General features: G+C 67.0%; 18 protein-coding genes. 6 read left to right on the top strand and 12 right to left on the bottom strand.

What is annotated here, in order from left to right; genetic code table 11:
* Positions 1 to 47 precede the first annotated feature (47 nt).
* The gene (locus tag IV113_RS14960; protein WP_291086533.1) at positions 48 to 1,106 is read left to right on the top strand and encodes an alpha/beta fold hydrolase; all 1,059 of its coding nucleotides are present in this window, start codon (positions 48 to 50) and stop codon (positions 1,104 to 1,106) included.
* Positions 1,103 to 2,095, top strand: a complete 993-nt coding sequence (locus tag IV113_RS14955) for an MBL fold metallo-hydrolase (RefSeq protein WP_291086531.1) — start codon at positions 1,103 to 1,105, stop codon at positions 2,093 to 2,095. The genes IV113_RS14960 and IV113_RS14955 overlap by 4 nt, the downstream gene beginning before the upstream one ends.
* A gap of 1 nt (position 2,096) precedes the next feature.
* On the opposite strand, the gene IV113_RS14950 is transcribed toward IV113_RS14955, so the two are convergent.
* Complete coding sequence (locus IV113_RS14950) at positions 2,097 to 4,115, bottom strand: sigma-54-dependent Fis family transcriptional regulator (RefSeq protein WP_291086680.1); 2,019 nt, start codon at positions 4,113 to 4,115, stop codon at positions 2,097 to 2,099.
* A 473-nt stretch (positions 4,116 to 4,588) separates the two neighbouring features.
* Between IV113_RS14950 and pedF the strand changes: the two genes are divergently transcribed.
* Positions 4,589 to 5,080, top strand: a complete 492-nt coding sequence (gene pedF / locus IV113_RS14945) for a cytochrome c-550 PedF (RefSeq protein ID WP_291086529.1) — start codon at positions 4,589 to 4,591, stop codon at positions 5,078 to 5,080.
* A gap of 45 nt (positions 5,081 to 5,125) precedes the next feature.
* Complete coding sequence (locus IV113_RS14940; protein ID WP_291086527.1) at positions 5,126 to 6,004, top strand: transporter substrate-binding domain-containing protein; 879 nt, start codon at positions 5,126 to 5,128, stop codon at positions 6,002 to 6,004.
* 3 nt (positions 6,005 to 6,007) lie between these two features.
* Here the strand turns inward: IV113_RS14940 and IV113_RS14935 are convergent, their stop codons facing one another.
* Both IV113_RS14935 and IV113_RS14930 read right to left on the bottom strand, forming a co-directional pair.
* A complete protein-coding gene (locus tag IV113_RS14935) occupies positions 6,008 to 7,384 on the bottom strand; it encodes a type II toxin-antitoxin system HipA family toxin (protein ID WP_291086525.1) in 1,377 nt (458 codons plus the stop codon).
* Positions 7,381 to 7,701, bottom strand: a complete 321-nt coding sequence (locus IV113_RS14930; RefSeq protein ID WP_291086523.1) for a helix-turn-helix domain-containing protein — start codon at positions 7,699 to 7,701, stop codon at positions 7,381 to 7,383. Before IV113_RS14930 ends, IV113_RS14935 begins: the two co-directional genes overlap by 4 nt.
* Before the next feature lie 338 nt (positions 7,702 to 8,039).
* On the opposite strand from IV113_RS14930, the gene IV113_RS14925 reads away from it, so the two are divergent.
* Together IV113_RS14925 and IV113_RS14920 are read left to right on the top strand one after the other, a co-directional pair.
* Positions 8,040 to 9,560, top strand: coding sequence for an aldehyde dehydrogenase family protein (locus IV113_RS14925; protein WP_291086521.1), 1,521 nt, complete (start codon positions 8,040 to 8,042; stop codon positions 9,558 to 9,560).
* A gap of 176 nt (positions 9,561 to 9,736) precedes the next feature.
* Positions 9,737 to 10,108 (top strand): DUF779 domain-containing protein, encoded by a 372-nt coding sequence (locus tag IV113_RS14920; RefSeq protein WP_291086519.1) that lies wholly within the window; start codon positions 9,737 to 9,739, stop codon positions 10,106 to 10,108.
* Between the two features lie 68 nt (positions 10,109 to 10,176).
* Here IV113_RS14920 and IV113_RS14915 read toward each other — a convergent pair whose 3' ends face one another.
* From IV113_RS14915 to IV113_RS14875, 9 genes are all read right to left on the bottom strand, one after another.
* Entirely contained in the window at positions 10,177 to 11,295 is a 1,119-nt protein-coding gene (locus tag IV113_RS14915; RefSeq protein ID WP_291086517.1) for a helix-turn-helix domain-containing protein, read from the bottom strand.
* A 40-nt stretch (positions 11,296 to 11,335) separates the two neighbouring features.
* On the bottom strand, positions 11,336 to 12,028 hold the full coding sequence (locus IV113_RS14910; RefSeq protein WP_291086515.1) for a nucleotidyltransferase family protein: 693 nt from the start codon (positions 12,026 to 12,028) through the stop codon (positions 11,336 to 11,338).
* On the bottom strand, positions 12,025 to 13,116 hold the full coding sequence (locus IV113_RS14905) for an XdhC family protein (RefSeq protein WP_291086513.1): 1,092 nt from the start codon (positions 13,114 to 13,116) through the stop codon (positions 12,025 to 12,027). Before IV113_RS14905 ends, IV113_RS14910 begins: the two co-directional genes overlap by 4 nt.
* Before the next feature lie 14 nt (positions 13,117 to 13,130).
* Positions 13,131 to 13,700 (bottom strand): carbon monoxide dehydrogenase subunit G, encoded by a 570-nt coding sequence (locus IV113_RS14900; protein ID WP_291086511.1) that lies wholly within the window; start codon positions 13,698 to 13,700, stop codon positions 13,131 to 13,133.
* Between the two features lie 33 nt (positions 13,701 to 13,733).
* Complete coding sequence (locus IV113_RS14895; RefSeq protein WP_291086510.1) at positions 13,734 to 14,909, bottom strand: VWA domain-containing protein; 1,176 nt, start codon at positions 14,907 to 14,909, stop codon at positions 13,734 to 13,736.
* Positions 14,910 to 15,021: 112 nt separating this feature from the next.
* On the bottom strand, positions 15,022 to 15,918 hold the full coding sequence (locus tag IV113_RS14890) for a MoxR family ATPase (protein ID WP_291086508.1): 897 nt from the start codon (positions 15,916 to 15,918) through the stop codon (positions 15,022 to 15,024).
* A 5-nt stretch (positions 15,919 to 15,923) separates the two neighbouring features.
* The gene (locus tag IV113_RS14885; protein ID WP_291086506.1) at positions 15,924 to 16,715 is read right to left on the bottom strand and encodes a xanthine dehydrogenase family protein subunit M; all 792 of its coding nucleotides are present in this window, start codon (positions 16,713 to 16,715) and stop codon (positions 15,924 to 15,926) included.
* Positions 16,716 to 16,726: 11 nt separating this feature from the next.
* On the bottom strand, positions 16,727 to 19,105 hold the full coding sequence (locus IV113_RS14880; RefSeq protein ID WP_291086504.1) for a xanthine dehydrogenase family protein molybdopterin-binding subunit: 2,379 nt from the start codon (positions 19,103 to 19,105) through the stop codon (positions 16,727 to 16,729).
* A 10-nt stretch (positions 19,106 to 19,115) separates the two neighbouring features.
* The gene (locus IV113_RS14875; RefSeq protein ID WP_291086502.1) at positions 19,116 to 19,583 is read right to left on the bottom strand and encodes a (2Fe-2S)-binding protein; all 468 of its coding nucleotides are present in this window, start codon (positions 19,581 to 19,583) and stop codon (positions 19,116 to 19,118) included.
* Positions 19,584 to 19,620: the final 37 nt, after the last annotated feature.

The raw sequence follows: 19,620 nt of genomic DNA, 5'->3' as shown, positions 1-19,620 counted from the left end.
ACATGAACAGCAATATCGATGCCACGAAAACTGTGCCACCCCCGCCGATGACCAACCCCGCCTGGCCGCGCCCGCAACACCTGCCGCTGGCGCCACGGGGAAGCCTGCACCGCATGGCCTGGCGTGCCGTGGGCGCGCCCGAGGGTGAGCCCTGGTTGCTGTTGCACGGTGGGCCTGGCAGCAGTTGCCAGCCCGGCATGCTCAGACCTTTTGACCTGTCGCGGCAACGGGTGGTGGCGCCCGATCAACGCGGCTGCGGCGCCTCGCTCCCGAAGGGCCGAACGGCCGGCAACCACACGGCGGCGCTGGTGTCCGACATGGAAGCGCTGCGCGAACACCTGGGGCTGGAACGCTGGTCGGTGCTGGCCGGTTCGTGGGGCACGGTGGTGGCTCTGGCTTACACGCTGGCGCATCCGCAGCGCGTGCAGCGCCTGGTGTTGCGCGGTGCGTTTGCGCTCAGCGGGCGAGAGATCGGCGGGCTGTTGTTGCCCTCGCCGCGCGTGCGACGGTCGCTTGGCTGGGGCGCGCTGTGGCCTGTTGTTTGTGGCACGGTCTTGCCCGTTGCGTTGCAGCGGCTGACACAACTGATTCAAAGTGGGACACCCGGTGTTGCATCGCTGCGCGCCGCGCGTGGCTGGGGATTGCTGGAAACGGCATCGGCCGCGCGCAGCCAGCGGCGCAGCCTGTTGCATGCGGCGCTGGGCAAGCCACGCCTGGCGGCGTCGATCCGGCGTGAATGGGCATCGTTGCGCAAGGCCGAGAGACGCGCCATCGCCCGGTTGAAGAAACCCGGGAAAACCCGCGCCGACCGCAACGCGCTGAGCAAATTTCGCATCCAGGCGCACTACCTGCGCCACCGCGGTTTCATGCGGGCAGCCCAGCTCGACCGAGGCGTGTTGCAGGCCGCTCGACGCGGCCTGTCGGTGGACTGGGTGCACGGCCGTTTCGACGCGATCTGCCCGCCGGCCAACAGCCGGCGCTGGGCCGCACTGGGCCGCGCCGCAGGCGGTGCGGTGGTGCAGGTGGAGCCGCACAGCGGTCACCTGGGTCACGAGCCCGACATGCTGAGCGCCCTGCGCAAGAGCGTGCGCAGGACGCTGGCGTGAACGGCCTGTGCCGCGCGTTGGGGGCGGGCCTGCTCGCGCTGCTGATGGGCTGTGCTTCCACCAAGCCCGACTGCAGCGCTGCCAACGCTGTGCCATGGCAAGCGGTGGTGCCTGGTGTGTGGGTGTGGCCGCCCGACGCGGTGGGGGCGGTGTCTGCCGCCAACGCCGGCCATGTGGTGCCCACCTCGGCGGTGGTCTCGGGCGGTGAAGCGCTGGTGATCGACCCCGGCCCGAGCCACCGCCACGGTCTGCGGGTTCGCGACTCACTGGCCTGCCGCTTCGGAGCGCAGGTGCGCTGGGTGGTCAACACCCACGCCCACGCCGAGAACGTGCTGGCGAACTCGGTGTTTGCCGACCGGCTGGCAGCAGGGCAGTTGGAGATCCTGTCCAGCGAAGGCACGCGCAGTGCGATGCAGCAGCGCTGCCCGGCCTGCCTGGCCAGCCTGAGTGACCGTGTGGGCGCTGGCGCGATGGCGGGCACGGGCATCGTGCTGCCCAGCCGCGTTGTGGAGACGGGTGAACTTCTGCGCGTGGGCCCGCACACCTTGCGCGTGCTGCCACCGGCGCCGGGCCACAGCGAGAGTGATCTGGTGCTGTGGGACGAGGCCAGCCGCGTCGTGTGGGCCGGCGGGCTGGTGGTCGACCAGCGCCTGCCCGAGCTGGCGCAGGGCGGGGTGGACGCGTGGTTGCTGGCACTGGACCGTATCGCTGCGTTGCGACCGAGGCATGTGATCGGCAGCACGGTGTCCAGCACGTTGGACGGAGAGGCGCTGCCGCCTGCGGTGGTGGTCACCCGTTCCTACCTCGCTGAATTGCGCACGCGCGTGCTGGCCGCGATGGACGAAGGCCACCATGCGGGCGAGAGCGATTTGATCGAGATGCCCGCGTACACCGGCTGGCAGGACTACGCGCAGCGTCAGGGCTTCAATGTGCAGCGCGCCTGGCGCGAGCTGGAGCCGGTGTGGATGGAGCGTGGACCCGCGAAGTGACTCAGTTCAGCAGATCCGGCGGCAACTGGTCCTTCTTGCGGTAGATGGTGTTGCGCGAGACGCCCAACGCCTTGGCCGCTGCCGATACATTGCCCTTGTGCAGTCGCAGCATCTGCGCCATGGCGCACAGCGCAACGTCCTGCAGCTTCTGGCCTTCGGCGGCCACCTCCACCACCGGCTCGGGCAAGCTGCACACCGGAGCGGCCTCTGCGGGCACCACCCTGTGGGCGGGTACTTCAGCTCTCATGGACAGCAAGGGCTGCCTGAGCAACTGGTCGTGGTCCAGTTCTTCGAGGAAATCATCGGGCAAGTGGCCCATGTCGATCACGCCGCCCTGACCGACCATCACCACCGCCGTGCGCAGCAGGTTGTGCAGCTGGCGGAAGTTGCCGGGCCAGGCGTAGCGCTTGAAGAGGTCCATCACCTGGACCGACACGCCCACCGGTTGGCTGCCCTCGCTCAGGGCCATCAGGATCTTTTGCACCACGAGTTCAAAGTCACTGCGCTCGCGCAGCGCGGGCAGGCGCACCACCAGGCCATTGAGGCGGTAGTAGAGGTCTTCGCGGAAATCGCCGCGCGCGATCATGTCCTTGAGGTTCTTGTGCGTGGCGCTGACCACGGCCACGTCCACCTCGACCTCCTTGCCGGCACCCAGCGGGCTGACCTTGCGCTCCTGGAGCATGCGCAGCAGCCGCGCCTGCAGGTGCTTGGGCATGTCACCGATCTCGTCGAGGAACAGCGTGCCACCGTGGGCTTGCAGGATCTTGCCGATGGAGCCCTTCTTTCGCGCGCCGGTGAAGGCGCCTTCTTCGTAGCCGAAGAGTTCGGACTCGATCAATGTGTCGGGGATGGAGGCGCAGTTGACCGACACGAAGGGCTGGGCGGCGCGAGTGGAGTCGCCGTGGATGGCTTGCGCGAGCAGGTCCTTGCCGGTGCCAGTTTCGCCCAGGATCATGATCGGGATGTCGCGCCCGCTGACCATGCGCAACTTGTGGATCACCGAGGTCACCTGCGCGTCGCCGGTGTCCAGGTAGTGCAGCGAGGAAAACTGCATCTTCTTGCCGGTCTGCTTGAGCGGCTCGGGTCCTTGGGATGCGGTGGGCGCCGACGGCGGTTGACCAGGCGCCTCGCTGGTGTTGCCATGGGGTTTGGCAGCCCACATGTTGGAGACCTTGAGCTTGACCCGGCACCACACCGAGACGCCGTTGTGCATGCACAGCTGCTTGGGGTTGGGCGTGGCGCCGCTGAACAGCTCGACCAGGGCGGAGACGGGCAGGCCGAACAGCGAGGAGAAGGTGTGGGCCTTGAGCGCGCTGAAAGGCAGACCGATCTGGAACTGCGCGCTGCGGTTGGCCGAGAGGAAACGGCCCTCAGGCGAAAACACCGCGATGCCTTCGACCAGCGTGCCGAGGAATTCGGAACGGGTGTGAAAGTGGATGCGGATCGCCTTGGGGAAGATGTCGGCGAACATGTGGTTCTCGATCATCTGCGCCGACATGCGCACCAGCGCCAGCGTGTGCTGGTGGTAGCTGCGGTGGTCACCGGTCACGTCGAGCGCGCCGATCACCTGGCCGTAAGGATCGAAGATGGGCGAGGCCGAACAGGTGAGGAACTTGTTGGCGTTCATGTAGTGCTGACCACCGTGCACGGTGAGCGCTTCCTCTTCGCTCAGCGCGGTGCCGATTGCGTTGGTGCCCTTGCTTCTCTCTGACCAGTCCATGCCGGGCGTGAGCGCCACCTGCGAGGCGCGCTCCAGAAAATCCATGTCGCCCAGCGAGTGCAACACCAGGCCCTTGGCCGAGGTCAGCAGCACCATGCTGTGGGTGTTGACGATCTGGTCGTACAGCGTTTCCATCACGGGCGCCGCATGCTGGAACAGGAAGCGGTTTTCTTCGAGCGCGCTGGGCAACACACCGTGGGAAGGGCTCGAGAAGTCGGGCTCGTCCGTCACGGTGATGCCGTACGACTGCGAGCGGAGGTGCGACTGGTCGATCAGGTCGTGGAGTTCGGTGGTGACCATGCCCGATGGCGGGGATTCAACCCGACGACCCGGGATGGGGCTCGTGAAGAGGGCGGAACTCATGTTGTCTCCAGGGTCCGGGGGGATGACACCCCAGTAGTCCACCGACCAGCGCGAGTCGTCTGCCGCAGGGGGGGTGGATCCAGTGTGTTCGCTGTCTTGATGGCTCATGCAATTTTCTTCATAACTGTCCCGGGAAACAACACTGGTAATCCCGGTGTGCACCAACCCGGACCGGGTGTACCTGTGCCCAGGTAGCAAATAGCCTGCCTGCTTTCGCAGGACGCCTCCTGTGAAAAGGTGGTCCAGAAGGCACCAGTTGTGCGAGACGGTGTGACACGCCGCAAGACGACCGGCTGTGCAGTTGATGCAATTTGGAACACGTTGGTTGTGTCGATCCGGTTTTTGGTGGAGGGCCTGCTTCTTGCTGACCAGCCAGGGTGAACCTGCCTTTTGACCATGGAGACCCCACGATGAAAACCCGATCCTTTTCTCTCTCCAGGCGCGCCGCTCGCGGCTTGCTGGCCCTGGCCGTGACATGCGGCGTGGCCGCTGTGATGGCCCACGGCGACGTGATCCCGCAATCGGTGGACACCAGCACTTTGCCGCAGCTCGGCGCCAAGTGGCTGGACGCCAACCCGTTCAGCGCCGGCCCGGCCAACAAGGAGGCGCTGCGCATCGGCACCTCGGCCTACAACCAGAACTGCGCCCGCTGCCACGGGCTGGAAGCCATCTCGGGCGGCATGTCGCCCGACCTGCGCAAGTTCGACAGCGACTGCTCCGGCATGGCCGATGTGGCCAAGAAGGCGGCTTGCTACAAGGAGATGGACGAGTTCTACGTGGCCACCGTTCGCCGTGGCCGCGTGCGCGATGGCCGCGTCTACATGCCGCCCTTTGAAGGCACGCTGACGCAGGAAGCCATCTGGTCGATCAAGACCTACCTGGAAACCCGCCGCGAGAAGTGATGAGACCCGCGGGCCGTGTGCGGCTCGCACCTGAGGAGACAAGACATGAGAGAAAAAAACAGACACCTCGACCGCCGCCAGATCCTGGCTGGCTTGTTGCCTCTGCTGGCCGGCATGCCATTGGTGGCGCATGCTCAGACCGAGTTGACCGATCTTGCCAAGATCCTCGCCAGCGGCGTGCTCAAGGTGGCGGTCTACAAGGACAACGCGCCGTTCTCCGACGGCCCGGCCAACGACGTGCAGGGGCTGGACGTGTCCATCGCCACCGCGCTGGCCAGACAGCTCAACCTCAAGCTCGCGCTGCTGCCGTTCGATGCGGGCGAGAACATGAACGACGACCTGCGCAACATGGTCTGGCGCGGTCACTACCTGGGCTATGGCCCGGCCGACGTGATGCTGCAGGTGCCGGGTGACAAGTACCTCATGGCGCGCAACCGGCAAGTGATGATCCTGGCGCCCTACATGCGCCAGTCACTGGTGCTGGTCTTTGATACCGCGCGCATGGCGGCTGTGAACAGCCCGGACGACCTCAAGGGTTTCCAGTTGGCGGGCGAGCGTGGCGCTGGGGCCACCAGCGCGCTCATGGGCTACAACGGTGGTCTGCTGCGCACGCAGGTGGGCATCCACAACACCGGCACGCAAGCCGTGCAGGCCCTGCTGGAGGGCAAGGCGGCCGCGGCCTACGTGACGCGGGCGCAAGCCGAGTCGGTGCTCTCGCGCGCCGAGGTGAAGCCGGGGCAATACCGGCTCACGCAGCTCGCGCTCAGCGGCCTGCCCGACAACGGCTGGCCGGTGGGCATGGCGATCAAGGCCGAGAACAAGGAACTGGGTCAGGCACTGGAGACCGCCATGCAGTCGATCCGCGCGAGCGGCGAGTTGCTGGCGATCTTCAAGCAGCACGGCATGACGCTGACTGCGCCTTGAGCGTCACGGCAAGCGCGCTGCCTCGCTCCAGGCTTCGAGCAGATCGGGGCGGCGCAGCCGTCGGGTGGCCTGGACCAGGTGAGGGTGGTTCGCCAGGCGCGCGAGCAGTTGCTGCTTCTGCCTGGGCGTGAGGCCGCTGGCCAGGATGGGCGCCAGCCAATGCTGGGCGGCCTCGGCCGCCACATCGCGCACGACCTTGGCGCAACCCGCCACCTGCAAGCCCAGCAGATTGCAAAACGCCTGGAGCCGTTGCGGGTTGAAGATCGGTGCCGCGTGCTGCTTCTGCGCACCAGGCATCAACACCAGGGCATGGCCCCGCGCGCCGTTGTAGATCAGGGTCGAGGTGATGTCGTAGGCCGGTGCCAGTTCGGCGTGACGCCGGTCGCGGTAGAGCAGCCCCAGATTCTTCAAATGCATGTCGGCATTGCCGAGCAACTCATTCACCTCGATGCGCCGCAGCAACTCGTGCACGGCGGCCGGGCCGCCTTGGGGAAGACTCATCAACACCGCAGCGATGGCGACATAGGACTCGGCGTACTTCTGCTCGGGCGGCAGGCCCAAGACCTGCGCGAAGTCTTCAAAGTGCACCCTGCCGTCGTGGTCACGGTCGAACCGGGTCACGGCCAGGAACTGCCCGGCCACCTCGTCGCCCAGGTCGTAGCGGTGCGGCGCCGCCAGCGCCGACATCGGGGCCAGCTCGAACTGGCAGACATTCACGCCGGCGAGCCGGGCCAGCGTCATGCTCAGGCTTTCAAGCTGAGGCATACGCGCGTACTCCGACGACGGCAGTTTGGCGATGATGGCCGCGTCGCCCCGGGACGTCCTTCCCACGAAACGGCCTTCCAGGTCCTTGTTGACACCGATCTTGGGCTGCACACCGGAGATCGACAGTGCGTCCTGAAACGGCTCGGCCCAGACCGTGGCTTCGAGTGCGTCCTGGTTCTGGGTGACCAGACGCTGCAGCGTGGAGCGGGGAATGTCCTCCCACTCCGCGGTGACCGCACCGGGCATGTTTTTGCCGCAGGCTGCGATCATGCCCATGTGGTCGAGCGGATCGATCTGCGCCTCTTCGGCCACGAAGCGCCGGAACACCCCTTCGGGCAAGAGGTTCTGGAAGAAGGGCGGCAGTTGGGCGTCGCCCCGGTTGCCCAGCACGGTGTTGAACTCGGGCCGTGTCACGTCGAGCCAGAAGGACTGCTGCTGGGCCGGGTCGTCCGCGCGCATGGACTCCGAGAGCACGTCGGCCTCGTCCCACGGGACGCTGGCGTAGGTCTCGTCGGCGGCGAAGCGCAGGATCGTGGGCATGCCGGGCTGCTCATATTTGAAGAGACAACCGATGCGCTGGCCGTGCAGCTTGATGACGAGCACCGGGACGTTCATGGGCGACCCTTCGGGACAGCGGCGCCCTGCTTGAGGCTGGCCAGCCGCCGTTGCACCGCCGACGGTGTGTGAGGTGCGGGGACTGTGGCGCCGAATTCCGGCAGGCCGCGTTTGAGCGTTCGGGGCAGTGTCACCAGATCGAGTTGCAGCACCTCCATCACCGCCAGCAGGGTCGACAGCTGCACATCGTTGCCCTTGAACAGGCGGTAGACGGCCTGGCGGCTCACGCCCGCTCGCTCCGTGAGTTCTTGCCGTGTCAGACCGCTGGCCAGCCGCGCGGCCTCCAGATGTTGGGCGAGTTCCAGCGAGGTGCTCATGATGTTGCGTATTGAATATGAAAGTGAAAGTTTATCGTATAAGCAACATGCAACGTATTTTATTCGATACGTTTCATAAAAACAACCGTATTCGATACAGGAGGTGGTCGTTTTTGAACTTGAGCCACGCCAGGAGATGCTGGCGTCATCGTCCGCGTGGTGTGCCGGTTTGATACAGCCGCCCCATGTGTCCGAGCGGTTTCGGAACAGTGGCTCAGCCCCATGTGTGCTGTCCTGCAGCGATTTCCCGGGAAATGCCCATGGCATGGAACTTGGGGTGTGAAGCGGGCCTGACGAAACAGGCTTCGTCATCAACGTTCACCCCTGAGGAAGACAACATGCTCTATGCAGCCCCTGGCGCCGCCGGCGCCAAGATCACCTACAAAAACCAGTACGACAACTTCATTGGTGGTCGTTGGATCGCGCCCGTCAAGGGCCAGTACTTCGATGTCATCACGCCCGTCTCGGGCAAGGTGTACACCCGCGCTGCGCGCTCCACGGCAGAAGACATCGAGCTCGCACTCGATGCCGCGCACGCCGCGGCCGATGCCTGGGGCAAGACCGACGCGGCCACGCGCTCCAACGCGCTGCTGAAGATTGCCGACCGCATCGAGCAGAACCTGGAGCTGCTGGCCTACGCCGAGACCGTGGACAACGGCAAGGCGATCCGCGAAACGCTGAACGCCGACATCCCGCTCACGGTGGACCACTTCCGCTATTTCGCGGGCTGCGTGCGCGCGCAGGAGGGCGCTTTAAGCAACATCGACGAGAACACGGTGGCGTACCACATCCAGGAACCACTGGGCGTGATCGGCCAGATCATTCCGTGGAACTTCCCGATCCTCATGGCGGCCTGGAAACTCGCGCCCGCGCTGGGCGCCGGCAACTGCGTGGTGCTCAAGCCGGCCGAGTCCACACCCATCAGCATCCTGATCCTGGCCGAGCTCATTGGCGACCTGCTGCCCCCCGGCGTGCTCAACATCGTCAACGGCTACGGTCGCGAAGCCGGCATGCCGCTGGCGACTTCCAAGCGCATTGCCAAGATCGCGTTCACCGGCTCCACCACCACCGGCCGCGTGATCGCGCAGGCCGCGGCCAACAACCTGATTCCCGCCACGCTGGAACTCGGTGGCAAGTCGCCCAACGTGTTCTTCGCCGACATCATGGACAAGGACGATGCTTTCCTCGACAAGGCCGTTGAAGGCCTGGTGCTGTTCGCGTTCAACCAGGGCGAGGTGTGCACCTGCCCGTCGCGCGCGTTGATCCAGGAAAGCATTTACGACAAGTTCATGGAGCGCGTCTTGAAACGCGTGGCCGCGATCAAGCACGCCAGCCCGCTGGACACCGACAGCATGATGGGTGCACAGGCCAGCAAGGAACAACTCACCAAGATCCTCTCGTACCTCGACCTGGGCAAGCAGGAGGGCGCCGAGGTGCTGGCCGGTGGTGGTCAGGCGCATCTGGGCGGTGACCTCGAAGGCGGCTATTACGTGCAGCCCACGCTGTTCAAGGGCCACAACAAGATGCGCATCTTCCAGGAAGAGATCTTCGGCCCCGTGCTGGCCGTGACGACCTTCAAGGACGAAGCCGAAGCCCTGGCCATCGCCAACGACACGCTGTACGGCCTGGGCGCCGGCGTGTGGAGCCGCAACGGCAACGTGGCCTACCGCATGGGCCGCGCCATCAAGGCCGGGCGCGTGTGGACCAACTGCTACCACGCCTATCCGGCGCACGCGGCCTTCGGTGGCTACAAGGAGTCGGGCATCGGACGCGAAACGCACAAGATGATGCTCGACCACTACCAGCAGACCAAGAACCTGCTGGTTTCGTACTCGGAAAACAAGCTGGGTTTCTTCTGACGAGCTGCTGAGTCCCTTCTCGCCGGAGGGGCCTCCACGCGGCTACCCAAGGGGGTGCCCACCTCATGCTGGGGTACCAGAAATCGGTGGTCACCCCCTTGGGAATCCACGTGGAGGGCTGCCCTGTCCGGCTATCGCGCTGCGAGCGCCAACAAAACCCAAGAGGAGACAAAGCCATGGTCGACAAAGTCGTAGCCACCCCTGCCGCCCTGGAGCTGGTGGCCTTCCTCAAAACCAAACACGGCCCGGACCTCATGTTTCACCAAAGCGGCGGCTGCTGCGACAACAGCGCGGCCAACTGCTACCTGCCCGGCGAGATCACCATGGGCGCGGGCGATGTGTACCTGGGTGACATCGGGGGATGTCCGTTCTACATCGGCAAGGCGCAGTACGTGACCTGGCGCCACACGCAGCTGATCATCGATGTGATCGAAGGCCACGGCGGCACGTTCTCGCTCGAGGGGCCGGAGGGCAAGGCGTTTCACACGCGCTCGCGCGTGTTCAACGAGGCCGAGTTGGCCGAACTGGGCGCTCCCCGTTCGGGCTGAGCCTGTCGAAGCCCTCGCAGGCCAACAGGGTGTGAAGGCTTCGACAGGCTCAGCCCGAACGGAGGTGACTAAATGCGCGAGCGCGGGGCGCCGAGTTTGCGGTACACCGTGGCCCGGCTGATGCCCAGCGCGCGGGCGGCTTCCCTGACGTTGCCGCGCGCGTCGTCCACCGCCTTGCGGATCATGGCGGTTTCCACGTCTTTCAGCGGCAGGCCATGGTTGGCACCATGCACCGGGCCGCGTTCGCCGCCCTGGTTGAGCTGGGCCAGCACGCTCAGGCGCAGGCCCGACCACAGCGGCACTTCGAGCGGGCCGCGCTGCAGGCGCGCGGCGTCGAACAGCGTTTCCACCGGCACGGCAAACACGTCGCTGCAGTGGCCGGGCGCCATGCCGGCCACGATGCCGAGCATGTCGGCCGCCGAGCGGTTGAGTGCGGTGATCTGGCCGTCGGCATCCACGCAGACCAGGCCTTCGCTGGCGTCGCCCGACAGGCGACCGGCCCAGCTCAGGCACAGCAGCAGCCGGTGGGGCCGGGCCAGCGCGAGCGCGTTTTCGATGCTGCGGGCCGACTGCGTGACGAGGTGCTTGAGGGCGGGTTGCTCCGCCACGTTCACGCCGGTGAGATCGAGCATGCCCACGCACTGACCGTCGGGCCCCCAGATGGGTGCACCCGCGCAGCTGTAGACACTGGTGGCATCGAAGAAGTGTTCGCCGCGGTGCAGCCACACCGGTTGCAGCTCGGCCAGGGTGGCGCCGATGGCGGTGGTGCCCACGGCGCGTTCGGACAGGTCCACACCCACCCGCGCGATGGTCGATGCCTGCGGGTTGTGGCGGTCCACCGGGCCATTGACGTCGATCACGAGGCCGCTGGCGTCGGTGAGGATGGCGAAATAGCGTGTGTTGGCCATGGCCCGCGTGAGCGACTGGATCACCGGAGCCGCTGCCCGCAGCAGAGGCTGGTTGGCTTCGATGGCGTTGCGGACCGCGCTGGGGGTGACCGCATCGAAAGAGATCGGCTGGTGCGGGTTGAAGCCCATGCCCAGGCAGCGCCGCCACGAGCGGTGGATCCACGGTGAGAGCGCCACGGGGGCGTTCGGGTCGCGCGTATCCAGAACGGATTTGCGCGCCTGCTCGATCAAGGCCAGGCGGTGCGGGTGGGTCGGAGGTGACTGCGGGTGGGAGTTCACACAAGAATTAAAGCAGCGATTGAACGCCCACGCACGGGGATCAACCGCTTCCGGGATCGGTGTTAACCCCTGTCGCAGCCTCCGGCCAGCGGCAGACCCAGCCGGTGTCGCGCGCAAGGGCCTCCAGGTCGTCGGGCGTGTCCAGGTCGCGCGTGTGGTGCGGGTTGTCCACCACCCAGGGCAGGGTGGCTTGCGGGTGTGTGGCGCGCCACTGCCGCAGGCTGGTGCCGGGCGCTGCGAGCAGTTCGGCGCGCACGGCGGCATCAAACATCACCGGATGGCCGGGCACCCCGTTCACCATGGGCATCAACACCTGGCATCCGGCCGGGCGGCGCTGGAACGCGCCGAGCACGGCCTCGATGTCGGCGGCATCGATCAGGGGCTGGTCGGCCAGCAACACCATCACGGCCTGCACGTCGCTGCCGAGCGCGTGCAGGCCCAGGTGCAGGGAAGAGGCCGGGTCGTCTTCGGGCGCGGGGTTGACCACCTGGCGCGGCACCAGGTGCGCGGGCCATGGCACCAGGTGTGCCTGGATCTCGGCGGCGTGGTGGCCGAGCACCAGCACGGGGGTGTGCAGGCCCAGGCTGTGCACCGAGCGCACCAGCCGCTCCAGCAGGCTGTGGCCCTGCACCTCCAGCAGGCATTTGGCCCGCCCACCCATGCGCCGGCCAGCGCCCGCGGCCAGGATGAGCACCTCGGTGCGCAAAGGCTGTGGCGCCGCAGAGGTGTTCACTGCGCGGTGGTGGGTGAAAAGCAGGTCGGGCCGGACGGCGCTGCCCGGCCCCCGGTGAGCGCATTCTTGGCATGCGTCACATCCATGTCTCGCGGCAGCGGCACGCCGTTTTTCACCGCCAGCACCTCGGCCATGATGCTCACCGCGATCTCGGGCGGCGTCTTGCTGCCGATGTAGATGCCGATCGGCCCGCGCAGGCGTGCCAGGCTCTCGGGGGTCTGGTCGAAGTGCTCGATCATGCGCGCGTGGCGCGCCTCGTTGTTGCGCCGCGAACCGATGGCACCCACGTAGAACGCATCGGTGTCCAGCGCTTCGAGCAAGGCCAGGTCGTCGAGCTTGGGGTCGTGGGTGAGCGCAATCACGCAGCTGCGGCGGTCGACCTTGAAGTCGCGCACCACGTCGTCGGGCATGCCGGTGAGCAGCGCCACACCGCTCACCTGCCAGGCCGCGCGGTACTCCTCGCGCGGGTCGCACACGGTGACCGCGAAGCCGCTGAACAGCGCCATGGTGGCGAGGTACTCGGTGAGCTGGCCGGCACCGATGAGCAGCATGCGGTATTCGGGGCCGAAGGTGTTGGCGAGCACCTCGGCGTCGTCAATCAGGGGCGAGGGCGCGGTGACCGCGCGCAGCTCCACACGACCGCTGGCCAGCGCGGTGCGCCGCTGAACCATCTGGCCATCGGCCAGGGTCTGCACCAGCGCGAGCAGTGAGGCCGCGTCGGGGTTGAATTCGAGCACCAGCTCCAGCGTGCCGCCGCAAGGCAGGCCGAAGCGGTGGGCTTCGTCCGCGCTCACGCCGTACTTCACGCGCTCGGGCGGGCCGTCGGGGATCTCGTGCGTGATGCCCACCATGGGCGCCGCGCCGGCGGGGGCTGTGTGTGCGCGGCTGTACCGGTAGATCAGGTCGTCCTCGATGCAGCCGCCCGACACCGAACCGACCACCGCGCCGGTCTCGCACAGCGCCATGATCGAGCCCACCGGGCGCGGTGACGAACCCCAGGTGCGGACCACGGTGGCGAGCAGGGCGCGTTGGCCCCGGGCGCGCCAGCCGTGCAGCGTGCGCAGAACGGTGACGTCTAGGTTTTCCATGTGCGTTGCTTCCTTCAGCCCCGCGTGGCCAGGTAGATCGCTGCCGCCACGAGGACGGCGATGGTACCCCACACCCAGGCCGGCAGGCCGGCTTTGGCGGCGGGCTCGGGCAGGGCCACCACCTCGCCGACGGCGGCCGGGTAGCGGCGCTGCAACTCCTGCTCGAAGCGGCGGAAAAAGTCTTCCGCGAGCGACTTGGCTGCGCCGTCGATCAGCCGCTGGCCGAGCTGGGCGATCTTGCCGCCCACGGTGGAGTGCACGGTGTAGCTGAGTTCACAACCGTTGGCGTTGGGCGTGAGCAGCACCGCCGACTCGCCCTTGCCGAAGCCCGCCACGCCGCCTTGCGCGTCGAAGCCGAGCTTGTACGACTGCGGGGGCACGATGTCGGAGAGCACCACGCGGCCGTTGAAGCGCGCGGCGACCGGGCCGATTTTGATGGCAGTGCCCACCGCGTAGGTGTTCTCACCCGTGAGCTCGAACTTCTCGCAGCCCGGGATGCAGGTCTTGAGGATCTCGGGGTCGTTGAGCGCTTCCCAGGCCTGTTGCTGTGTCACGGCGAGTTGCCGGGTACCTTGCATGTCCACGATGAAATCTCCGTTGCGTGATGAGAAAAAGGATCAGGCGCGCTGCATCAGTGCAGCCATGGAGCGCGCCAGGTCTTCCAGGCGGCTGAGGTTGTGCACGGCCAGCGCGCCGTGGGCGTGGCGCTGCAGCACGGCAGCACCGCTGGCCAGCGGCTGGTAGCCATCAAAGCGCAGCAGCGGGTTGAGCCACAGCAGCTGGCGGCTGTGGCGGTTGAGCCATTGCAGTTCGGCATCCAGCACCTCGGGCGCGCCGGTGTCCAGGCCGTCGGTGATGAGCAGCACCACGGTGCGCCGGCCCACGAGCACGCGGCGGTGGTGGGTGCGCAGCTCGGCGAGCGATGCACCCAGGCGGGTGCCACCGGCGAAGTCGTCGATGGCGTCGTTGGCCATCGTGAGCATCTGGTCGGTGTCGCTGTGGCGGAAGGCGGTGCGCAGGTCGGTGAGCTGGGTGCCGAAGGCAAACGCCGCGCGCGGTGTGCCGCGCGTGGCTTGGTGCAGAAAGGCCAGCAGCAGGCGGGCGTAGCGTTCCATCGAGCCCGAGATGTCGACCAGGATCAGCAACGGCAGCGGCTGGTGGCGGCGCGTCTTGAGCGGCAGTTGCAGCAGCTCGCCGTCAAAGCGGCGCGCCTGTTGCAATGCACGCGGCCAGTTGGGGCGGTGGCCGCGTGTGCCGGCGCGTTCGCGGCGCGAGCGCACAGGCGGCAAAGGCAGCGGGATCTCGCGCACCAGTTGTTCGACCAGGCGAAACTCGCTGGCCGAGAGACCGGCAAAGTCGGCGTGGCGCAGACGCTGCAGGTCGCTGGCGGTCATGGCGGCGTCGAACTTGAGTTCGGTCTCGCCCTGGTTGGGTGTGCGTGCTTTCAGGCCGGCCACGCTGAGCGCTTCCTGCACGCGCGCCTTGCGCCGCACCGGGTGCGCCTTGGCGGCTTTGGGCAGCATCTGCGCGAGCAGTTGCTGCGCCAGCTCGGGGTTGCGAAAGAAGGCCTCGAACATCTCGCCGAACACACCGATGTCCTGCTGGCGGCTCACCAGCACGGCCTCCAACGCGGCGCGCAGGTCGTCCTTGCGTTCCACGCCCACGGTCTGCGTGGCGGTGATGGCCAATGCCATGCGGCTGCTGTCCACCGGCACCCCGGCGCGGCGCAGTGCGCGGCCGAAGGCGGTGATGTGATCAGGCAGCTTGCCGGTGCGCGCGTCCCCAAGGATCATGAGATGACCAACAATTCCGTTCGCCCTGAGCTTGTCGAAGGGTTCTGGTGGTAGGGGTGTGGAAGGGCTTCGACAGGCTCAGCCCGAACGGGTTTGGCCTGGCAAGAGCAGGTCATTCCTGCGGCTCCAACAGCTTGTCCAGCATCGGCAACAACGCAGCCACATCCTCCCGCTGCTTGAACAGGATGCCGGCGGTGTCCTGGATCACCTCGGGGTCGAGCGTGAGCGTGTCCAGCGCCACCAGGGCCTTGGCCCACTCCACGCTCTCGGCGATGCCGGGGCTGCGCTGGAAGGCGTTGGAAAACGGCTGGCTGCGCAGGCGCGAGACGAAGCGACTGACTTGCTCGGTGAGTTGCTTGCTCGCCTCGGGCACCTGGCTCCTCACGATGGCGAGTTCGCGTTCACGCTCGGGGTAGTCCAGCCACTGATACAGGCAGCGGCGCTTGACGGCGTCGTTGAGATCGCGCGTGCGGTTGCTGGTGAGGATGGTCAACGGCGCGGCCACCGCCGCTATGGTGCCGAGCTCCGGGATGCTCACCTGGTATTCGCCCAGGTACTCCAGCAGAAAGGCTTCAAAGGGTTCGTCGGCGCGGTCGACCTCGTCGATCAGCAGCACCGCGCCGGGCGCCGGTGTCTGCAAGGCCTGCAGCAGCGGGCGGCGGATCAGGTAGCGCGCCTGGTAGACCTCGCGCTCGATCTCGTCGGGTGTGGCCGAGCTTTGCGCTGCACGCATGTGCAGCAGCTGAGCGGTGTGGTTCCACTCGTAGAGCGCTTCGCGTTGCTCCATGCCGTCGTAGCACTGCAGGCGCAGCAGCGGGCGGCCGAGCACCTTGGCCAGGGCCTTGGCCAGTTCGGTCTTGCCCACGCCGGGTTCGCCTTCGAGCAGCAGCGGGCGTTGCAGCTTCATGGCCAGAAACACGGCGGTGGCCAGCCGCCGCGGTGCATGGTAGCCCACGCCTTGCAGGGCGTGGGTGAGGCCATCGATGGAGTCGACAGCGGTGGTGGGCAAGTCGCTCACCCGTTGGCCAGCGCCACCGCCACCTGTGTCTGCACCTTGATGAGGTGCGCGCGGTAGGCGGAGCTGGCGTGCAGATCGGCGTTGACCTCGCTGGCGTCGATCACCACGGCGTTCACCGCATCGGGCGTGAAGCTCTTGTTCAGCGCTGCTTCCAGACCGGCATGGCGGAACACGCCATTGCCGGTGCCGGTGATGGCCACGCGCACGCCGGCCGCGGTCTGCGCCACGAACACACCCACCAGCGCGAAGCGCGAGGCGGGCTGGCGGAACTTGGCGTAGGCCGACTTCAATGGCACGGGAAAGCTGATCGCGGTGATGAGTTCACCCGCCTCCAGGGCCGTGGTGTAGAGGCCTTGAAAGAAGTCGTCGGCGGCGATGGTTCGGCGATCGGTGTGCACCGTGGCGCCCAGGCCCAGCACCGCGCTGGGGTAGCAGGCGGCGGGGTCGTTGTTGGCCACCGAACCGCCCATCGTGCCCATGGCACGCACCTGGCGGTCGCCGATGCCGTCGGCCAGTGCGGCCAGCCCGGGGATGAGCTTGCGCACGTCGGCGTGGTTGGCCACTTCCTGGTGACGGGTCATGGCGCCGATGACGACGCGCTGGCCCTCCACCTTGATGCCGCGCAGCTCGGTCACGTTGGCCAGGTCCACCAGGCGTTCGGGCTGCATGAGCCGCTGCTTCATCGACGCGATCATGGTCTGGCCGCCGGCCAGGGCTTGCGCGCCGTCTGCGGTCAGGCGTTTCGCGTCGGCCAGGGTGGTGGGTTGTTCCAGGGTGAATGCGTACATGGTGTGTCTCCTTATTTCGCGGCTTGAATCGCGGTCCACACGCGGTTCGGGCTGGCGGGCATGTCGAGGTCCTTCACGCCCAGCGGCGCAAGGGCGTCGAGCACGGCGTTGATCACGGCCGGGGGTGAGCCGATGGCGCCGGCTTCGCCGCAGCCCTTGGTGCCCAGCGGGTTGGTGGTGCAGGGCGTGCACACGTGGCCCAGGGTGAAGTCGGGGAAGTCGTCGGCGCGCGGCATGGCGTAGTCCATGAACGAGCCGGTGACGAGCTGGCCGGTCTCGCGGTCGTACACGCAGTGCTCCATGAGCGCCTGGCCGATGCCCTGCACCAGTCCGCCGTGCACCTGGCCCTCGACGATCATGGGGTTGATGATGGTGCCGAAGTCGTCCACCGCGGTGAAGCGGTCGATGCGCACCACGCCGGTGTTGGGATCCACCTCGACCTCGCAGATGTGCGTGCCGGCCGGGAAGGTGAAGTTGGTCGGGTCGTAGAACGCGGTTTCGTTCAGGCCCGGCTCCAGCTTGTCCAGCGGGTAGTTGTGCGGCACGTAGGCGGTGAGCGCGACCTGGCCGAAGGTGACCTTCTTGTCGGTGCCCTTCACGGTGAACTCGCCGTTGGCGAAGTCCACGTCGGCGTCGCCGGTCTCCATCAGGTGGGCCGCGATCTTCTTGGCCTTGGCCTCGATCTTGTCGAGCGCGCGCATGATGGCCGCGCCCCCGACCGAGATCGAACGCGAGCCGTAGGTGCCCATGCCGAAGGGCACGCGGCCGGTGTCGCCGTGCACGATGTCCACCTGCGACGGGTCCAGGCCCAGGCGCGAGGCCACGACCTGCGCGAAGGTGGTCTCGTGTCCCTGGCCGTGGCTGTGCGAGCCGGTGAACACCGTCACGCTGCCGGTGGGATGCACCCGCACTTCGCCGCACTCGAACAGGCCGGCGCGCGCACCGAGCGCACCCGCGATGTTGCTGGGCGCCAGGCCGCAGGCCTCGATGTAGCTGCTGTAACCCACGCCGCGCAGCAGGCCCTTGGCCTTGGACGCGTCCTTGCGTTGCGCGAAGCTGGCCATCTCGGCCAGTTCGTTGGCTTTTTCCATGCACTGCGGGAAGTCGCCGGTGTCGTACTGCAGTGCCACCGGGGTCTGGTAGGGAAACTCGGTGATGAAGTTGCGACGACGGATCTCGTCTTGCGACAGACCGGTTTCCCAGGCGGCGCGGCTCACGATGCGCTCCAGCAGGTAGGTGGCTTCGGGTCGGCCCGCGCCGCGGTAAGCGTCCACCGGCGCGGTGTTGGTGAACCAGGCGTCCACCTCCACAAACACCTGCGGCGTCTTGTACTGGCCGGCGAGCAGCGTGGCGTACAGGATGGTCGGCACGGCGGTGGAGAAGGTGGAGAGGTAGGCGCCGAGGTTGGCGTCGGTGTGGACCTTGAAGGCCAGGAAATGGCCGTCCTTGTCGAGCGCCATCTCGGCGTGGGTCACGTGGTCGCGGCCGTGCGCGTCGCACAAAAAAGCTTCCGAGCGGTCGCAGTTCCACTTGATCGCGCAGTTGAGTTTTTTGGCGGCCCAGGTGAGGCACACGTCTTCGGCGTAGAGGTAGATCTTGGCGCCGAAGCCGCCGCCCACGTCGGGCGCGATCACACGCACCTTGTGCTCGGGCAGGCCCATCACGAAGGCGGTGAGCAGCAGGCGCTCCACGTGCGGGTTCTGGTTCGACACGTAGAGCGTGTAGTCGTCACCGGCGCGGTTGTACGAGCCGATCACCGCGCGCGGCTCCATCGGATTGGGCACGAGGCGGTTGTTGACCAGGTCGATCTTGGTCACGTGCGCGGCGTTGGCGAACGCGGCGTCCACCTGGCCCTGGTCCCCGATGGACCACTTGTAGCAATGGTTGCCGGGCGCGGCGTCGTGCAGCGCGGTGGCGGTGGGTTTCATCGCATCGCGCACGTCCACCGTGGCCGGCAGTGCTTCGTAGTCCACCACCACGAGTTCGGCGGCGTTCTTCGCCTGCTCCAACGTCTCGGCCACGACCATGACCACGTGGTCGCCCACGTAGCGCACCTTGCCGTGCGCCAGGATGGGGTGGGGCGGCTCCTTCATGGGCTGGCCCTGGGTGTCGGTGATCAGCCAGCCGCAGGGCAGGCCACCGATCTTGTCGGCGGCCACGTCTTCGCCGTCGAAGACGCCGACCACGCCAGGCGCGGCCAGGGCGGCGGTCTTGTCGATGCTGATGATGCGTGCGTGGGCGTGCGGCGAGCGCACGAACACCGCCTGGCGCATGTTGGCCAGCACGATGTCGTCGGTGTACTGGCCGGCGCCGGTGAGGAAGCGGTAGTCCTCCTTGCGCAGGAGGGATTCCCCGATGTGGGGGAGCTTGGCGAAGTCGATGGCACCCATGGTTGTCTCCTTATGCCTTCAGGCCCGCAGCACCCTGCTGCACGGCCTTGACGATGTTCTGGTAACCGGTGCAGCGGCACAGGTTGCCTTCGAGACCTTCGCGGATTTCGCGGGCGCTGGCGTTGGGGTGGCTCTTGCACAGGCTGATCGAACTCAACACCATGCCCGGCGTGCAGAAGCCGCATTGCAGGCCGTGGCAGTCCTTGAAGGCGGCTTGCATGGGATGCATGGTCCCGTCGGCGGCGGCCAGGCCTTCGATGGTGGTGACTTCGCTGCCGGCGGCCTGGGCCAGCAGCATGTTGCAGGACTTCACCGCGCGACCGTCCATGAGCACCGTGCAGGCGCCGCACTGCGCCGTGTCGCAACCCACGTGGGTGCCGGTGAGCTTGAGGTGCTCGCGAAGGGTTTGAACCAGCAGCGTGTGGGGCGCCGCGTCGACGGTCACGGCCTTGCCATTGACCTTCAGTTGAACCTGCATGCTTGTCTCCTTGTGGTTGAACAGGCGCAGTGGAGCA

Origin of the sequence: Hydrogenophaga sp. (genome assembly GCF_018780385.1) — a bacterium.
In the GTDB taxonomy this organism is placed as follows: Bacteria; Pseudomonadota; Gammaproteobacteria; order Burkholderiales; family Burkholderiaceae_C; genus Hydrogenophaga.
The sequence above is the reverse complement of the archived record's forward strand: the minus strand, read 5'-3'. Positions and strand labels throughout refer to the sequence as shown.

Excerpts from the sequence above, each read along its gene's own strand:
- IV113_RS14905 (WP_291086513.1), bottom strand. The coding sequence starts at position 13,116 with ATGGAAAACCTAGACGTCACCGTTCTGCGCACGCTGCACGGCTGGCGC.
- IV113_RS14880 (WP_291086504.1), bottom strand. The coding sequence starts at position 19,105 with ATGGGTGCCATCGACTTCGCCAAGCTCCCCCACATCGGGGAATCCCTC.
- IV113_RS14925 (WP_291086521.1), top strand. The coding sequence starts at position 8,040 with ATGCTCTATGCAGCCCCTGGCGCCGCCGGCGCCAAGATCACCTACAAA.
- IV113_RS14875 (WP_291086502.1), bottom strand. The coding sequence starts at position 19,583 with ATGCAGGTTCAACTGAAGGTCAATGGCAAGGCCGTGACCGTCGACGCG.
- IV113_RS14935 (WP_291086525.1), bottom strand. The coding sequence starts at position 7,384 with ATGAACGTCCCGGTGCTCGTCATCAAGCTGCACGGCCAGCGCATCGGT.
- IV113_RS14940 (WP_291086527.1), top strand. The coding sequence starts at position 5,126 with ATGAGAGAAAAAAACAGACACCTCGACCGCCGCCAGATCCTGGCTGGC.
- IV113_RS14930 (WP_291086523.1), bottom strand. The coding sequence starts at position 7,701 with ATGAGCACCTCGCTGGAACTCGCCCAACATCTGGAGGCCGCGCGGCTG.
- pedF (WP_291086529.1), top strand. The coding sequence starts at position 4,589 with ATGAAAACCCGATCCTTTTCTCTCTCCAGGCGCGCCGCTCGCGGCTTG.
- IV113_RS14920 (WP_291086519.1), top strand. The coding sequence starts at position 9,737 with ATGGTCGACAAAGTCGTAGCCACCCCTGCCGCCCTGGAGCTGGTGGCC.
- IV113_RS14950 (WP_291086680.1), bottom strand. The coding sequence starts at position 4,115 with ATGGTCACCACCGAACTCCACGACCTGATCGACCAGTCGCACCTCCGC.
- IV113_RS14960 (WP_291086533.1), top strand. The coding sequence starts at position 48 with ATGACCAACCCCGCCTGGCCGCGCCCGCAACACCTGCCGCTGGCGCCA.
- IV113_RS14895 (WP_291086510.1), bottom strand. The coding sequence starts at position 14,909 with ATGATCCTTGGGGACGCGCGCACCGGCAAGCTGCCTGATCACATCACC.
- IV113_RS14885 (WP_291086506.1), bottom strand. The coding sequence starts at position 16,715 with ATGTACGCATTCACCCTGGAACAACCCACCACCCTGGCCGACGCGAAA.